Source organism: Vogesella sp. XCS3 (genome assembly GCF_020616155.1).
Lineage (GTDB): Bacteria > Pseudomonadota > Gammaproteobacteria > Burkholderiales > Chromobacteriaceae > Vogesella.
On record NZ_CP085530.1, the window covers coordinates 2,623,666 to 2,638,147 of the forward strand.

Annotated in this window: 13 protein-coding genes; 4 read left to right on the top strand and 9 right to left on the bottom strand. The window is 61.2% G+C overall.

Features of this window, described 5'->3' with window-relative positions:
• Positions 1-439: 439 nt before the first annotated feature.
• The 6 genes from LCH97_RS12525 to hutC all read right to left on the bottom strand — a co-directional run bounded on the left by LCH97_RS12525 (position 440) and on the right by hutC (position 8,603).
• Positions 440-1,444 (bottom strand): hypothetical protein, encoded by a 1,005-nt coding sequence (locus LCH97_RS12525; RefSeq protein ID WP_227301976.1) that lies wholly within the window; start codon positions 1,442-1,444, stop codon positions 440-442.
• A gap of 341 nt (positions 1,445-1,785) precedes the next feature.
• Positions 1,786-3,321, bottom strand: a complete 1,536-nt coding sequence (gene hutH / locus LCH97_RS12530) for a histidine ammonia-lyase (RefSeq protein ID WP_227301977.1) — start codon at positions 3,319-3,321, stop codon at positions 1,786-1,788.
• Positions 3,322-3,555: 234 nt separating this feature from the next.
• Positions 3,556-5,244 (bottom strand): urocanate hydratase, encoded by a 1,689-nt coding sequence (gene hutU, locus LCH97_RS12535; protein WP_227301978.1) that lies wholly within the window; start codon positions 5,242-5,244, stop codon positions 3,556-3,558.
• A 204-nt stretch (positions 5,245-5,448) separates the two neighbouring features.
• Positions 5,449-6,381: a formimidoylglutamase gene (gene hutG / locus LCH97_RS12540; protein WP_227301979.1), complete on the bottom strand. Its 933-nt coding sequence runs from the start codon at positions 6,379-6,381 to the stop codon at positions 5,449-5,451.
• A 75-nt stretch (positions 6,382-6,456) separates the two neighbouring features.
• Positions 6,457-7,692 carry an imidazolonepropionase gene (hutI, locus tag LCH97_RS12545; RefSeq protein WP_227301980.1) on the bottom strand — a complete coding sequence of 412 codons (1,236 nt, stop codon included), beginning with the start codon at positions 7,690-7,692 and terminating at the stop codon, positions 6,457-6,459.
• Between the two features lie 182 nt (positions 7,693-7,874).
• Positions 7,875-8,603, bottom strand: coding sequence for a histidine utilization repressor (gene hutC / locus LCH97_RS12550; protein ID WP_227301981.1), 729 nt, complete (start codon positions 8,601-8,603; stop codon positions 7,875-7,877).
• Positions 8,604-8,716: 113 nt separating this feature from the next.
• On the opposite strand from hutC, the gene LCH97_RS12555 reads away from it, so the two are divergent.
• Complete coding sequence (locus LCH97_RS12555) at positions 8,717-9,583, top strand: D-hexose-6-phosphate mutarotase (RefSeq protein ID WP_227301982.1); 867 nt, start codon at positions 8,717-8,719, stop codon at positions 9,581-9,583.
• Positions 9,584-9,622: 39 nt separating this feature from the next.
• The gene (locus LCH97_RS12560; protein ID WP_227301983.1) at positions 9,623-10,204 is read left to right on the top strand and encodes a hypothetical protein; all 582 of its coding nucleotides are present in this window, start codon (positions 9,623-9,625) and stop codon (positions 10,202-10,204) included.
• A 78-nt stretch (positions 10,205-10,282) separates the two neighbouring features.
• Here the strand turns inward: LCH97_RS12560 and LCH97_RS12565 are convergent, their stop codons facing one another.
• From LCH97_RS12565 to waaC, 3 genes are all read right to left on the bottom strand, one after another.
• Positions 10,283-10,813, bottom strand: a complete 531-nt coding sequence (locus tag LCH97_RS12565) for a GNAT family N-acetyltransferase (RefSeq protein ID WP_227301984.1) — start codon at positions 10,811-10,813, stop codon at positions 10,283-10,285.
• Between the two features lie 76 nt (positions 10,814-10,889).
• Complete coding sequence (waaA, locus tag LCH97_RS12570; RefSeq protein WP_227301985.1) at positions 10,890-12,137, bottom strand: lipid IV(A) 3-deoxy-D-manno-octulosonic acid transferase; 1,248 nt, start codon at positions 12,135-12,137, stop codon at positions 10,890-10,892.
• Positions 12,137-13,096: a lipopolysaccharide heptosyltransferase I gene (gene waaC, locus LCH97_RS12575; RefSeq protein WP_227301986.1), complete on the bottom strand. Its 960-nt coding sequence runs from the start codon at positions 13,094-13,096 to the stop codon at positions 12,137-12,139. The genes waaA and waaC overlap by 1 nt, the downstream gene beginning before the upstream one ends.
• A gap of 415 nt (positions 13,097-13,511) precedes the next feature.
• Here waaC and LCH97_RS12580 point away from each other — a divergent pair, with 415 nt between their 5' ends.
• Together LCH97_RS12580 and LCH97_RS12585 are read left to right on the top strand one after the other, a co-directional pair.
• Entirely contained in the window at positions 13,512-13,691 is a 180-nt protein-coding gene (locus LCH97_RS12580; protein WP_227301987.1) for a hypothetical protein, read from the top strand.
• Complete coding sequence (locus tag LCH97_RS12585) at positions 13,684-14,442, top strand: glycosyltransferase family 2 protein (protein WP_227301988.1); 759 nt, start codon at positions 13,684-13,686, stop codon at positions 14,440-14,442. Before LCH97_RS12580 ends, LCH97_RS12585 begins: the two co-directional genes overlap by 8 nt.
• Positions 14,443-14,482: the final 40 nt, after the last annotated feature.

The window sequence follows — 14,482 nt, forward strand, 5'->3', positions numbered from 1 at the left end:
GCCACGACCTGCTTTTTGAGCAGTAGCGCGCGAGTGAAGCGCCCTATCCCGTTGGCGCGAGCCGGGCAAAAGGGTGCGCCCCAGGTTTTAAGACGCCGATTTGTTTGAGCCGCGTGACGTTAGCACGCGGCGAGTTCGGCGGCGCCTGGGGCGTGCCCTTTTGTACGGGGTTTCGAGCAGCCCCGGGGCGCGGGGGAATGAAAAGGGGGCGGCGACCCGCCCCCTTTCCCGTTTGCCGGGCGGAACCGGCATACAAACATCGTCCGCGTAGCGGACACAATACCGAGCTAATATACGGCACCTAAGGAATTTGGTGAAAAATTATCAACTCATTGGGACTTTATATAAAAATACTGGCGGTATATCCTACCCTCAAATTTTGTATTTTAACTGGAGAATACCAGGCTTAATTTCTCCAAAACAAAGCTACCACACCAACTTATATCTTAATACTTAACGCAATAAATTTTGCAGCAAAATTTAAAAGAGCCATAGCCATTGACCCAAATACTGTCTTGACTATCGCCATTTTATTTGATGCTTCCACTTCATTAATTAGTTTTTTATCACCATTAGTTATGTCAAGATAAGAAATTTCACTAGATGCATCTATTGATCTCTCTACAAAACGCCCAATTGCAGCAGCTAATTTATATAAAATAAATATAAAAACAAACAAATAAACCCCAAACTGAAAAAATTGTGGGCCATTAGGACTATTGCTGACTAATGTCGGCATAAGATTTGCAAGTACAAAAACACTAATCAACAGAGTGGTGTACTTAAATATAGACGGTATAAAATGTGAATTTTTTCTCGCAAAATTTAATAAGCCACTCTCTTTTGACTCATCCAGCGAATCAACCCACTCATCAAAAACTGAAATTACTGTCCTTGCAACAACATAATCAACATAAGAGATGGTTATTTCACAGGTTTTAGAGGTAAACATGTTAACAACTGCAGCAGGAATTCCATTAGGCAACTCCTCAACTAGCTTCTTTTGACTAGTAATTCTATTACTAAGCTTGACTGCTATAGTGTAACTCTGAGCTCTTGATGTTTGCGGAAGTATAATGGCAAAATTATATTTTATAAAAACACTCTCAGTACAATTAGAAATTGCATTATTTAGACTCATAAATTTTTCTATGGAACTATGTGTCTCTTTTTGATTTTTATCGTAAATAATAGAAAAAGATGAATTAAAGGAAACAATCTTATACTGTTCTAAAACTTGCTTTATTTTTATATCAAACTGCCTAACATCTTCTAGTTTGACTTTAATTGATTTCTTAGAAAACTGCTTAATCTCCTCAGATTTTCCAGTTATCTGATTATATAAATCTTGATACAATTGCATACTTATAGATGCTGGACCATCTCGCCCCTCGATGATCACATTACTTTCACTCTGTCCATTCTCAATAACAGCACCCGACATAATGACTCCAATAAATTTAGTTTTTTAAATGACCTTAGCTAAATTGCTACGGCTTTAGCTTTTCCTACGCTTCATAAAGGTATAAATACTGTGCCTACTCACGCCCCGCCTACTCATCCACACACACAACGCATAAAAGAAGTTGCAGTGTAAAAACAGCGAGGTGACTCGTGCAATGAAGCAGCCCCGCAGATACTGCTTCATCTTCTCCACTCTGCGCTCAGCACCAACCTACAAGCCAACATCATACACAACACCCATGACAAAAGGGCAAGCCCTCATCAGGCTTGCCCTTGTTTACGTCTGGTTGCGGCCAACCTTGGCCGCATTCCGCTCTCTGCTTACAGCGACGGCAACAGGCCGGGGATGGCGAAGCGGTTGTATTCGGCGCGCTGGATCAGGGCGCAGGCTTTTTCGATGTCGGGCGCGAAGTAGCGGTCCTTGTCGTAGAAGCTTACCTGTTCGCGCAGCACGGCCTTGGCGTCTTCCAGCGCGTCGGCGGCTTTGTTCGGGGCGCGGAAGTCCACGCCCTGGCAGGCGGCCAGCAGCTCTACCGCCAGGATGCCGGCGGTGTTGTCGGCCATGTCGCGCAGGCGGCGGCCGGCGAAGGTGGCCATGGACACGTGGTCTTCCTGGTTGGCGCTGGTAGGCAGGCTGTCTACCGAGGCCGGGTGGGCCAGCGACTTGTTCTCGGACGCCAGTGCGGCGCCGGTAACCTGGGCGATCATGAAGCCGGAGTTCACGCCGCCGTTGTTCACCAGGAACGGGGGCAGCTTGGACAGGTTGCTGTCGATCAGCAGCGCCATGCGGCGTTCGGACAGCGAGCCGATTTCGGCAATGGCCAGCGCCAGGTTGTCGGCGGCAAACGCTACCGGCTCGGCGTGGAAGTTGCCGCCGGACAGGATGTCGTTATCGTCGGCAAACACCAGCGGGTTGTCGGATACCGAGTTGGCTTCCACCAGCAGCACGTCGGACGACTGGCGGATTTGCGTGAGGCAGGCGCCCATCACTTGCGGCTGGCAGCGCAGGCTGTACGGGTCTTGCACCTTGCCGCAGTTGGCGTGGCTGTCGGCGATTTGCGAGCCGGCGCCCAGCAGCGCGCGGTATTGCGCGGCGGCGTCGATCTGGCCTTGGTGGCCGCGTACCTGGTGGATGCGGTCGTCGAACGGGGTGCGGCTGCCCTGGGCGGCTTCTACCGACATGGCACCGGCCACCGAGGCGGCCACGTACAGGTCTTCGGCGGCAAACAGGCCTTCCAGCGCAAAGGCGGTGGACGCCTGGGTACCGTTCAGCAGGGCCAGGCCTTCTTTCGGGGCCAGGGTAATGGGGGCCAGGCCGGCGCTGCGCATGGCTACATCGCCCGGTACGCGTACGCCGTCCACAAAGGCTTCACCTTCGCCGATCAGCACCGCGCTCATGTGCGACAGCGGGGCCAGGTCGCCGGAGGCGCCGACGGAGCCCTTCTGCGGAATCACCGGGTAGATGCCCTTGTTGAACAGGGTGATCATCGCGTCCAGCACCACGCGGCGGATGCCGGAGAAGCCGCGCGACAGCGAGTTGATCTTCAGCGCCATCACCAGGCGCACGGTGCTGTCTTTCATCGGCTCGCCAATACCGGCGGCGTGCGACAGCACGATGGAGCGCTGCAGCAGTTCCAGTTCGTCGGCGGCGATCTTGGTGTTGGCCAGCAGGCCAAAGCCGGTGTTGATGCCGTATACGGTGCGGTTTTCTGCCAGCACGCGCGCCACGGTGGCAGCGGAGGCGTCGATGGCGGCGTGGGCGGCCGGGTCCAGCGCCAGCTGGGTGGCCGGGTTGCGGGCGATCTGGCGCAGCTGGGCCAGGGTGAGCTTGCCCGGGGTAATGGTGATGGTGGTCATGGTGGTACCTTTTCTGTCGGCCACGAAAACCACGAAAAAAACACAGAAAAAACCTTTTTTGGCCACGAAATTCACGGAAAACACGAGAAAAACAATCTACGCGCGATGGCGGCTGTCCGTGTTTTGCTTTGCCTTGGATAGTGGCTGTTGCTAAAAAAGGTTGTCGTGCCCTTTCGTGGTTTTCGTGGCAAAAATTCTGGCCCCTGCGGCCAAGGTTGGCCGCAGGGTACGGGTTTACTTGATCATCGGCAGTTTGAGGCCAAAGCGCTTGGCAGCGGCCACGGCTTGCTCGTAACCGGCGTCGGCGTGGCGCATTACGCCGCTGCCGCAGTCGTTCACCAGCACGCGGGCCAGGCGCTCGGCGGCGGCGTCGGTGCCGTCAGCCACGATCACCATGCCGGAGTGCTGCGAGTAGCCCATGCCCACGCCGCCACCGTGGTGCAGCGATACCCAGCTGGCGCCGCCGGCGGTGTTCAGCAGCGCGTTCAGCAGCGGCCAGTCGGACACGGCGTCGGTGCCGTCCTTCATGGCTTCGGTTTCGCGGTTCGGGCTGGCGACCGAGCCGGTGTCCAGGTGGTCGCGGCCAATCACGATCGGCGCTTTCAGCTCGCCGTTCTTCACCATTTCGTTAAATGCCAGGCCGGCGAGGTGACGCTCGCCCAAGCCCAGCCAGCAGATACGCGCCGGCAGGCCCTGGAAGGCAATGCGCTCACGCGCCATGTCCAGCCAGCGGTGGGTGTGTTTGTTGTCCGGGAACAGTTCCTTGATCTTGGCGTCGGTCTTGTAGATGTCTTCCGGGTCGCCGGACAGCGCTACCCAGCGGAACGGGCCCTTGCCTTCGCAGAACAGCGGGCGGATGTACGCCGGCACAAAGCCCGGGAAATCGAAGGCGTTGGCCACGCCCTGGTCGAACGCCACCTGGCGGATATTGTTGCCGTAATCGACGGTGGGGATGCCCATGGCCTGGAAGTCCAGCATGGCCTGTACGTGCACGGCGCAGCTCTTGGCGGCTTCGGCGGTCAGGCGGGCGTGCAGTTCCGGCTTGGTCTGCGCGTCTTTCCATTGCTCGACAGTCCAGCCCAGCGGCAGGTAGCCGTTGATCAGGTCGTGGGCGGAGGTCTGGTCGGTTACCAGGTCGGGCTTGATGCCGCCGGCCTGGGCGCGGCGTACCAGCTCCGGCAGTACCTCGGCGGCGTTACCCAGCAGCGCGATGGACACGGCTTCCTTGCGCGCGGTGTGTTCCTTGATCAGTTCCAGCGCGTGGTCGATGTCGCGCGCTTGCTTGTCCACGTAGCGGGTGCGCAGGCGGAAGTCGATGCTGCTCTGCTGGCATTCGATGTTCAGCGAGCAGGCACCAGCCAGTGTGGCGGCCAACGGTTGCGCGCCGCCCATGCCACCCAGGCCTGCGGTGAGGATCCAGCGGCCGGACAAGTCGTTGTTGTAGTGCTGGCGGCCGGCTTCGACGAAGGTTTCGAAGGTGCCTTGCACGATGCCCTGGCTGCCGATGTAGATCCAGCTACCGGCGGTCATCTGGCCGTACATGAACAGGCCTTTGCGGTCCAGCTCGTTGAAGTGGTCCCAGTTGGCCCATTTCGGTACCAGGTTGCTGTTGGCAATCAGCACGCGCGGGGCGTTGGCGTGGGTCTTGAACACGCCCACCGGCTTGCCGGACTGCACCAGCAGGGTTTCGTCTTCGTTCAGCTCTTTGAGGCTGGCCAGGATCTGGTCGAAGCACTCCCAGTTACGCGCCGCACGGCCGATACCGCCGTACACCACCAGACCTTGCGGGTTTTCCGCCACGTCCGGGTCCAGGTTGTTTTGCACCATGCGGAAGGCCGCTTCGGCAATCCAGTTCTTGCAATGCAGGTCGCTGCCGTGCGGGGCGCGGATAACACGGGAAGCATCAAAACGCGGGTCGTTCATGGGAGTCTCTCCTCTAAAAATCTCTAGTTGGCCGCGAAAAAACGGTAAAAGCCTTTTTTGGCCACGAAAGCACACGAAAAGCACGAAATTTTTTAATAGCCGCCACTGATTTGGATTCGTACAAGGTTTTCTAATCAGGTTTCGTGTTGTTTCGTGGTTTTCGTGGCCAATCGCTGTTAACTGTTTTCGTGGCTAAAAATCAAATCAACGGCGCAGCTGGCGGGTAATGCCCCAGGCCAGCCGGGCGGCGGCTTTGGCGCCGTGGCTGTCCTGGTCGAAAGCGGGGTTGAATTCCACCAGGTCGGCGCCAATCAGCTTGCCGCTGCGGGCCAGCTTGGCCACCAGCGCGTCCACCACGGCGATGTCCACGCCGTAACCGGCCGGCGCAGACACCGCCGGCATTTGCGCAGCGGGCAGCACGTCCAGGTCGATGGTGAGGTACACCGCGTCCACGCTGTCGATAAACTCGGCCAGCTGCTGGCGCGCCTCGGCCAGGTGCCACGGCGTCATGTCGCTGTCCAGCCGCCATTCGGCGCCCAGACGGGCGGCGGTATCGAACAGCGCGCGGGTGTTGGCGGTTTCGGCCACGCCCAGGCACAGGTAGCGGAACGGCTGGCCCAGCGTGTGGCAGGCGGCGGCGATCTGGGCAAACGGCGTGCCGCTGGTGGCGGTGTCGGACTGGCGCAGGTCGAAATGGGCGTCGAAGTTGACGATACCGATGCGCTTGCCGGCGTGGGCACGGGCCAGGCCCAGCCAATGACCGTAAGCGGTTTCGTGGCCGCCACCCAGTACCAGCGGCAGGTGGCCGGCTTGCACGATGGCGGTAACGGCTGCGGCCAAGCGTTCGTGCGCGGCGTCCAGGTCGCCATCGTCGCAGCGCACGGTGCCAGCGTCGTACAGCGGCTGGGTGGGGTGCCAGGCCAGGTTGGCCAGCGCACGGCGCAGGGCCAGCGGGCCGTCCACGGCGCCGGTACGGCCCTGGTTGCGGCGCACGCCTTCGTCGCAGGCAAAGCCGAGGATGGCAATGCCGGGCGCGGCGCCGGCTGCCAGCGGCTGTACTGCCTGGTGCCAGCGGCGAGCGGCGTCGCCTTCGGCGGCGTCAATGCGGCCGGTCCACATGCTCATGTCGATAGACATTTCGGATTCCTTTCAAACCGCCTTGCCGCCAGCGGCAGGCAAGACGTCAACATCAGGGTTTGCCGTTACCGGCGTTTATTCAATGCTTTGCACCACGCCACGGAACACGCGCTGCTTCAGCGGGTTGGTGCCCAGGCCGTACACGATTTCGGCCGGGTGCTCGATATCCCACAGCAGCAGGTCGGCCACGCAGCCTGCGGCCAACTTGCCGTGGCTGTGGCCGCGCCCCAGCGCCTGCGCCGCGTGGCGAGTGGCGCCCAGCAGGGCTTCTTCCGGCGTCAGGCCGAACAGCACGCAGGCCTGGTTCATCGCCAGCCGTAGCGAAGCAAACGGGCTGGTGCCGGGGTTGAGGTCGGTAGACACCGCCATCGCCACACCGGCAGCGCGTAGTTTGTCCACCGGCGGCTTCTGCGTTTCGCGCAAAAAGTAATACGCTCCGGGCAGCAGCACGGCCACGGTGCCGGCCTGCGCCATGGCGGCCACACCCGCGTCGTCCAGGTATTCGATATGGTCGGCCGACAGGCCACCAAACTCGGCCACCAGCGCAGCGCCGTGCAGGTTGGACAGCTGCTCGACGTGGCCTTTCAGCTGCAGGCCGTGGGCGCGGGCGGCGTCGAACACGCGGCGGGTTTGCGCCGGCGAAAAGCCCACGCCTTCGCAGAACACGTCCACCGCTTCGGCCAGACCTTCGGCAGCAGCGGCCGGCACGATGGTGTGGCATACGTAATCGATATAGGCGTCGGCCTGGCCGGCGTACTCCGGCGGCAGCGCGTGCGCTGACAGCAGCGTGGTGGCCACTTCTACCGGCAGCGCGGCAGCCAGACGGCGCGCGGCGCGCAGCTGTTTCAGCTCGTCGGCCAGCGTCAGGCCGTAGCCGGACTTGATCTCGACGGTGGTGACGCCTTCCTTCATCAGCGCTTTCAGCCGTGGCAAGCTGGCCAGCGCCAGCTCGTCTTCGTCCAGGCTGCGGGTGGCGCGCACGGTGGAAATGATGCCGCCGCCTTCGGCCGCGATTTGCTGGTAGGGCACGCCGGTGAGGCGCTTTTCCCATTCCGCGGCGCGGTTGCCGCCGTACACCAGGTGGGTGTGGCAGTCGATAAAACCGGGCGTGACCCAGCGGCCTTGCGCGTCGTGCACGCTACCGGCCTGGCCAAAAGCCTGCAGCGCCTCGGCTTGTGGCAGCACGGTGTGGATACGGCCCTCTTTCAGCCATAGCGCATGGCCTTCCAGCGCGCCGTAGGGCGCGGGGTTGGCCGCGTCGCAGGTGGCGAGGCGGGCGTTGATCCACAAGGACTGGTCGGGCTGATGCATGGCTGAATCCGGTTGTGCGATTAATTGTATATACATTTAGACCATGCACGCCGCAACGTCAAGCAGCTTTTATTGCCGCGCTGCAGCAAGACAGCCGTGCCTTTGCATAAAAAACCCATAAAAAACAACAGGCCACGTCAAAACGTGGCCTGTGGCGGGGTGTGGCTTAAATGTATATACAATTATGTTTTGCGTACCCGCGTCTGCGAGCGCAGCTTGTACTTGCTGCCTGGGTGCAGCAGACGGGCAAAGCTGACCAGGTGCTTGCCGGACCAGGTGCGGCGCAGCACGCGCAGGCAGGGCTCCGGCTGCGCCAGCGCCAGCAGCTGCTGTTCGTCGGCGCCAGGCAGCACCGCTTCCACCGTGTGTTCCACGTCGGTAAGCGGGCAGGTGCGCATCAGGTAGGCGTTGGGGGTTTCCTGCTCGAAGGCCTGCGCCAGGTAGTCTGGCGCCCACTGCGGGTTCACGTAGCGGTCTTCGATCTGGATCGGGCTGTCGTCTTCGTGGTGCACGATCAGCGAATGGAACACCGCGGCGCCGGCAGCCATGCCCAGGCGCAGCGCCACTTCTTCGCTGGCCGGCTCGGCGCGGGCAAACAGCACCTGGGCGCGGTAAGCGTGGCCGCGCAGGGCGACTTCCTCGGCGATATTGTTCACGTCCAGCAGCGGCGACTCGGCCTTGCGCTCGGCTACGTAGGTGCCATCGCCGGCGTAACGCAGCAGCACGCCGGCCTCGGCCAGGTCGCGGATGGCCTTGTTCACCGTCATGCGCGACACGCCAAACTGGCGCGCCAGCTCTACCTCGGGCGGGATCTTGGCACCGGGGGCGAAGGTGCGCTGCTTGATACCGTCGAGAATGTAATCGCGGATACGCAGGAAATGGGGCTTGGCGGCGGGTTTGGGCGTGCTCATGCGCTGATTGTAACGCGGCACTGGTCAAAGCGCTTGGCAGCAGTTAGCTTAGAGCCGTATGGCATGCGTCACCCGCCTGCCGCGCCCACCCCACCTTTGCTGATGGAATTGCCATGAGTCACCCCGTTCACCCCGATCTGTTACCCGCTGGCGTACGCGCCATCGAGCTGGCCCCTGGTGTTCCCGGCCTGGCATTTACCCACCCCGCCTTTACTGCCACCTTGAGCCTGTACGGTGGCCAGCTACTGGGCTACACCCCGCACGGCGGCCAACCCTTGTTTTACCTGTCACCCACGGCGCTACTGCAGCCGGGCAAGGCTATTCGCGGCGGCGTGCCGCTGTGCTGGCCGTGGTTTGGCAAGCACGCTAGCGACGCCAGCCAACCGCAGCATGGCGTGGCGCGTACCGCGCTGTGGACAGTCAACGCCATCGCGCGCAGCGAGCTGGGGTTTCACGTGAAACTGAACGGCCCGCGCCACGGCGAGCTGTCGTCCAGCCTGAGCCTGGTACTGGGCGAGGCTGTCGACATGGCGCTGACCACGCGTAACCACGGCAAGACCGTGGCCACCGTCAGCGCCGCGCTGCACAGCTATATCGCGGTAGGCGACCTGCGCCAGGTGGCGCTGAGTGGCCTGGAAAACGCCAGCAGCCACGACAAGCTCACCGACACCCACGGCACCCTGCCCGCCAGCCCGTGGCGTTTTGATGGCCCCACCGATGCCGTGGTCGCCAGCGGTGCCGCCTGCACCCTGCACGATGCCGCCTGGCAACGCAAAGTAGCCATCAGCAGCAGCGGCTCGGCCAGCACCGTGGTATGGACGCCGTGGGCCAGCGGTGCGGCGGCGCTGGCCGACATGCCGGACGACGGCTGGCAGCACTTTTTGTGCGTGGAAGCGGCCAATGCCGGCGCAGACAGCCGCCAGATTGCCCCTGGCGACAGCCATACACTAGGCCAGCATTTGCACCTTACGGGGGTATAATCAGCCTTTGCTTCACAGCCGGATACCACGAGTAACAGCATGATCCAACCCGACCGCCTGGACCGTTTCTTTCCCATTACCTACCCCAATGGCAATACGGTGAGCCGTTTTGCCAAGCATTGCCCGCACTGCAAACAGCTGGTGAAAGCGTCGGCAATGGAGGGCATGGCCCTGCTGCTGAAAGACAAGGTATTCGTGCTGGCCGACGGCCACTGCCCGCATTGCCAGCACCGTTTTGTCGTGAAGTGCGTCATCGACGAATACAAGCAGGTGCACGCGGTGGGCCTGCCGGTATTCCTGTACCGCATGATGTTGCAATGGGGCGCGCGCAAGCAGGTGCAAACGTTCCGCCAGCAAAGCGACTGGCGCACCGCGCAGCAGGAAGCCAGCGAGCAGGCAGATAGCGCGCCGGTATCGCGCGGCACCCAGCTGGCGGACAGCGCCATGGTGCAGAAATCGGAAGAAATCCTGGGCAATTTCATGGGCCAGCCCATTCACGCCTGGATCATGAGCAATGGCCAGCGCCTGGTATACGAGCGCGCGGTGCCACCAGGGGGCAGCTTTCAGCTGGCCGAGCAGGAAGTACTGTTTGAAAACCGCCTGATCTACCGCCCGGCCTGATACGGCCACGCATCAAAAACCCCCGTCAGCTTGCTGGCGGGGGTTTTACGTTGTGGCAGGCGCTGGCGACAGCGCTGTTCAATTCAGGCGGATGCGGTAAATGCAGCTGGCGTCATCCGGCCAGCTCTGTACCATGCCCAGGCGCTGACACACGCGGCGTGCCGCATGGTTGGCCGCATCGGTAGAGGCGTAGACTTCCTGCGCGCCGTAGGGGCCGAACGCCAGCGACAGCATGCTGTCTGTGGCCTCGGTATACAAACCCAGCCCCAGCCAGTCCGGGTGGCCCCAGAACCCCAGCTCCCAGCATTGCGCACTGCGCAGGTGCAGCTCGCAGCAGCCGACCACCTCTTCGCCCAGCCATAGCAGCGCAATCTTGTCCTGCGCCTGTGGCCACACCAGCGCCACCTTGCGGCACCAGGCTTCGCAGGCCCCGGCGTGTTGCGGCGGTTGTGCCCAGGGCAGGCTATCCGGAAAACAGCGCAGCAGCGGCAGGCTGGCCTCGATGGCGGCATACAGTGCGGCGCCATCGCCCGGCTGCGGCGCGGCCAGGCGCAGCCGGCTGGTGTAGACCCCGTCCAGCAAGGGGTCGGCTAAGGGGTAATCCTGCATGCCATCTCCCATCGCGCAGTGCGGCGGCCACACTGCGCCCAATCCTGCCTGCCACGCAGGCCAACGATACCAGGCCCTAGCCCAGGGTTGCTGCAATCAGGCTGGCAATACGTTCACTGGCACCACGGTGGGCGGCGGTAAACGCCAGCCCCGCGTCGCGCATGCGCAGGCGTGCGTCGGCATCGTCCAGCAGCGCCAGCGCCGCTGCCACCAGCTGCGGCGCATCGGCCACCTGACGCGCGGCACCGGCTTGCCGTGCCAATGCACTGGCCTCGGCAAAATTATAGGTGGACGGCCCCAGGAGTACAGGTACGCCGACGCTGGCCGGCTCGATCATGTTCTGCGCGCCAAAATCCAGCAGCGAACCACCGACAAAGGCCACATCGGCGGCAGCGTAGTAGGCAAACAGCTCGCCCATGCTGTCGCCCACCCATACCTGGGTATTGGCGGCCACCGCCACTTGGTCGCTGCGGCGCTGCACGGCAAACCCACGGTCTGCGGCCAACTGCGCCACCTGGGCAAAACGCTCCGGGTGGCGTGGCACCAACAGCAGCAAGGCCTGCTGCGGGCCGGCGGCGCGCCAGGCGTCCAGAATCAGCGCTTCTTCGCCGTCACGCGTGCTGGCGCACACCCACACCGGGCGCGTACCGATGCGGGCACGGAACGCCTGGCCCAACGCCAGCTTGTCCGCCGGCGGCGTGAAATCGTACTTGGTACTGCCACACACCAGCGGCTGCGGCGTACCCAATGCGGCCAACCTGGCGGCATCGTCCGGGCTTTGTGCTGCCACCGCGTTCAGGCGTTGCAGCGCCGGGCGTACCAGGCGTGCGATGCGGCGGTAACCGGCGGCCGATTTTTCCGACAGCCGCGCGTTTACCAGCAGCACCGGCACGCCGGCGTCGCGGCAGGCGTGGATCATCGCAGGCCAGATTTCGGTTTCCATCAACAGCAGGCAGGCCGGCTGCGCGGCGGCGACAAAACGGCGCATCCAGCGCAGGTTGTCGTACGGCAGGTAGTGCACCTGGGCGTCGGGGTACAGCTCCTGGGCAATAGCGCGGCCGGTGGGCGTCATCTGGGTAATCAGCAGGCTGGCCTGTGGATAACGCGCGCGCAGCGCTTTCACCAAGGGCAAAGCGGCGCGGGTTTCGCCCACGGACACCGCGTGCAGCCAGAACTGCTGCCCGCGTGGCTGCGGCTGGCTGCGGCCGAAACGCTCGTCCCAGTGCTCAAGATACGCCGGTGCCTGGCGGGCACGCTTTTTCAGGTAGCGCTTGATCAGTGGCGTCAGCAGCGGCCACAGCGCGGAATACAGGCGCAGCAGCATCAGGCCGCCCCCTGCACACGCGTCAGCAGGGCCAGCACCGCGTCTACCGGCGGGATCTGCCCTGCCCGGCCGATGTTGGCCGCACGCGCGGTTTCCACCACGCCGGTCAGCGCCGGGTCGGTATCCGTATAAATAGCTACCAGCGGTACATCCAGCGCATTGGCCAGATGGGTCAGGCCGGTATCCACCCCTACCACGGCAGCAGCTTGGCCCAGCAGCGCGGCGGCTTCGCGCAGTGGCACACGCGGCGCCACTACCGCGCCCGGCATGGCCGCGGCCAACCTTTGCGCCCGCGCCTGCTCCACCGCATTGCCCCACGGCAGTACCGCGTACAAGCCTTGCGCCGCCAGCTCGGCAGCCAGCGCCAGCCAGTGCGGCTCCGGCCACAACTTGCTGTCGCGGCTGGTGGCGTGCAACAGCACGGCGTAAGGGCCGGCCGGCAGCCAAGCCGGGCGGGCACCGGCACGGATGCCGAACACCGGCACACCGGCTACTTCATAACCGAATGCCGCGGCAAACAGGCGGCGGTTGCGCTCGATGGCGGAAAGCTGGCGGCTCACGGTGTAGTGCTTGTCGTAAAACCGTGCGGCCAACGGTTCACGGATGCTGGCGGCGTCGTAACCAGCCAGCGGGCCATTGGCCAGCCAGCCCGGCAAGGCACTTTTCAACAGGCCCTGCGCGTCCAGCACCAGATCCCAGCGCGTACCTTGTAATGATGCTTTCAGCGCCGCCATCTGCTGCCAGGTATCGCGCGCCAGCAAATGCTTGCGCCAGCGGCGCCAGGCGATGGGCAAAGTGGCCTGTACCTGCGGGTGCAGGCCAGGGATATCCACAAAGGCTTCTTCGGCCAGCCAGGTAATGCGGGTATCGGGCTGGTGTTGCGCCAGCTCGGTTAGCGCCGGCCAGGTGTGGATAAGGTCGCCCATCGACGATGTGCGCAGCAGAAGGACATTTTTCATGCGCGGAATTCTACGGCTGCCCCTGTGGTTAACCAAGTAAAATCGCGGCTACCCGAATGTGGATAAGGCGCTGTGGATAAAGAAGTGCATAGTTATCCACAAAGGCTCCCGCCAGCACGACCTGGGTTAATGGGGTAGCCACACACATGGCAAGCTGTTGAAAAAATAGTTCTTTTACTACTTATCCACAGCAAAGTCCGCTGTATATCATTGTCTTCAAATAAGTAATGTGAAAACAATGAAAGAGTGAGGTGCGAAACAGTTTGCCCATGTTTCAGCAAAAAAACGGCTGTCTGCAGCAAGTCGAGACTTGGCCACTCACGCAAGACGCTTCGCTGCAGACCCCATGCCATGGCACACTTGATGCACAGCCCGCGGGTAAAACCAGGCTTGGCGATGTGGACAAGCAGGCTTCATGACAAAACCGGCAATTTATCCACAAAGCTTGCACCACAAAACAGGCGTAGCAGGCACAGCTGTTCAATCAAAGCAATGTATTGAAGTAAAAAAGAAAAAAGTACTTATCCACAGCCGGATAGCTACTTCATCAGCCCTTATCAATTTAATTACTGGACAGTCTAGAAAGTATGTCTGAAGCGCTAAGCGTGGTGCTTATCACCAAAAATGCAGAAACCCAGCTGGAAAAATGTCTGCAAAGCTGTGCTTTTGCTGACGAGATCGTGGTGGTGGATTCGGGGAGTACAGACAGGACATTGGCAATAGCTTCTGCCTATAAGGCAAAAGTTATCCACCAGGACTGGTTGGGATTCGGCCCGCAGAAGCAATTTGCCGTAGCACAAGCCAGCCACGACTGGGTGCTGTGTCTGGATGCAGATGAGTGGCTGTCTGATAAATTACGTCATGAAATCATGCATTTACTGAAAAACCCCGGCGCCTACGCCTGGCGTTTTGCCCGTAGTAACAAGTTCATGGGGCGTTTTCTGAAATTTGGCGAAGGCTACCCGGACTACAGCCTGCGCTTGTTCCACCGCCAGCACGCCCGCTGGTCGGACGATGTCGTGCACGAGTATGTGCAGACAGATGGCAAGGTTGGCACCCTGGCGGGTGACCTGATGCACGAGTCCGGTGAAGACATCGCCCTGTACCTGAGCAAACAGAACCGCTACACCAGTTTGCAAGCCGAGGCGCTGTACCAACGCGGCAAAAAATGCGGCTTGGCCAAGCTGGTGTTCAGCCCGCTGACGCGATTCATCAAGTTTTACCTGGTACGACAGGGTTTTCGTGATGGCTTGCCAGGCTTGGTGCACATCAGCATTGGCTGCTTCAACAGCTATATCAAATACGCCAAGCTGATCGAGCTGCACCGGCTGGGGAAAACTCGCTAGCCCAGCGGCAAGCTGTGGATAAACCGGCCTGTGAGGCCGG

Bases quoted from the DNA above. Each gene is read 5' to 3' on its own strand.
- LCH97_RS12525 (WP_227301976.1), bottom strand. From the start codon at position 1,444: ATGTCGGGTGCTGTTATTGAGAATGGACAGAGTGAAAGTAATGTGATC.
- hutH (WP_227301977.1), bottom strand. From the start codon at position 3,321: ATGACCACCATCACCATTACCCCGGGCAAGCTCACCCTGGCCCAGCTG.
- hutU (WP_227301978.1), bottom strand. From the start codon at position 5,244: ATGAACGACCCGCGTTTTGATGCTTCCCGTGTTATCCGCGCCCCGCAC.
- hutG (WP_227301979.1), bottom strand. From the start codon at position 6,381: ATGTCTATCGACATGAGCATGTGGACCGGCCGCATTGACGCCGCCGAA.
- hutI (WP_227301980.1), bottom strand. From the start codon at position 7,692: ATGCATCAGCCCGACCAGTCCTTGTGGATCAACGCCCGCCTCGCCACC.
- hutC (WP_227301981.1), bottom strand. From the start codon at position 8,603: ATGAGCACGCCCAAACCCGCCGCCAAGCCCCATTTCCTGCGTATCCGC.
- LCH97_RS12555 (WP_227301982.1), top strand. From the start codon at position 8,717: ATGAGTCACCCCGTTCACCCCGATCTGTTACCCGCTGGCGTACGCGCC.
- LCH97_RS12560 (WP_227301983.1), top strand. From the start codon at position 9,623: ATGATCCAACCCGACCGCCTGGACCGTTTCTTTCCCATTACCTACCCC.
- LCH97_RS12565 (WP_227301984.1), bottom strand. From the start codon at position 10,813: ATGCAGGATTACCCCTTAGCCGACCCCTTGCTGGACGGGGTCTACACC.
- waaA (WP_227301985.1), bottom strand. From the start codon at position 12,137: ATGCTGCTGCGCCTGTATTCCGCGCTGTGGCCGCTGCTGACGCCACTG.
- waaC (WP_227301986.1), bottom strand. From the start codon at position 13,096: ATGAAAAATGTCCTTCTGCTGCGCACATCGTCGATGGGCGACCTTATC.
- LCH97_RS12580 (WP_227301987.1), top strand. From the start codon at position 13,512: ATGACAAAACCGGCAATTTATCCACAAAGCTTGCACCACAAAACAGGC.
- LCH97_RS12585 (WP_227301988.1), top strand. From the start codon at position 13,684: ATGTCTGAAGCGCTAAGCGTGGTGCTTATCACCAAAAATGCAGAAACC.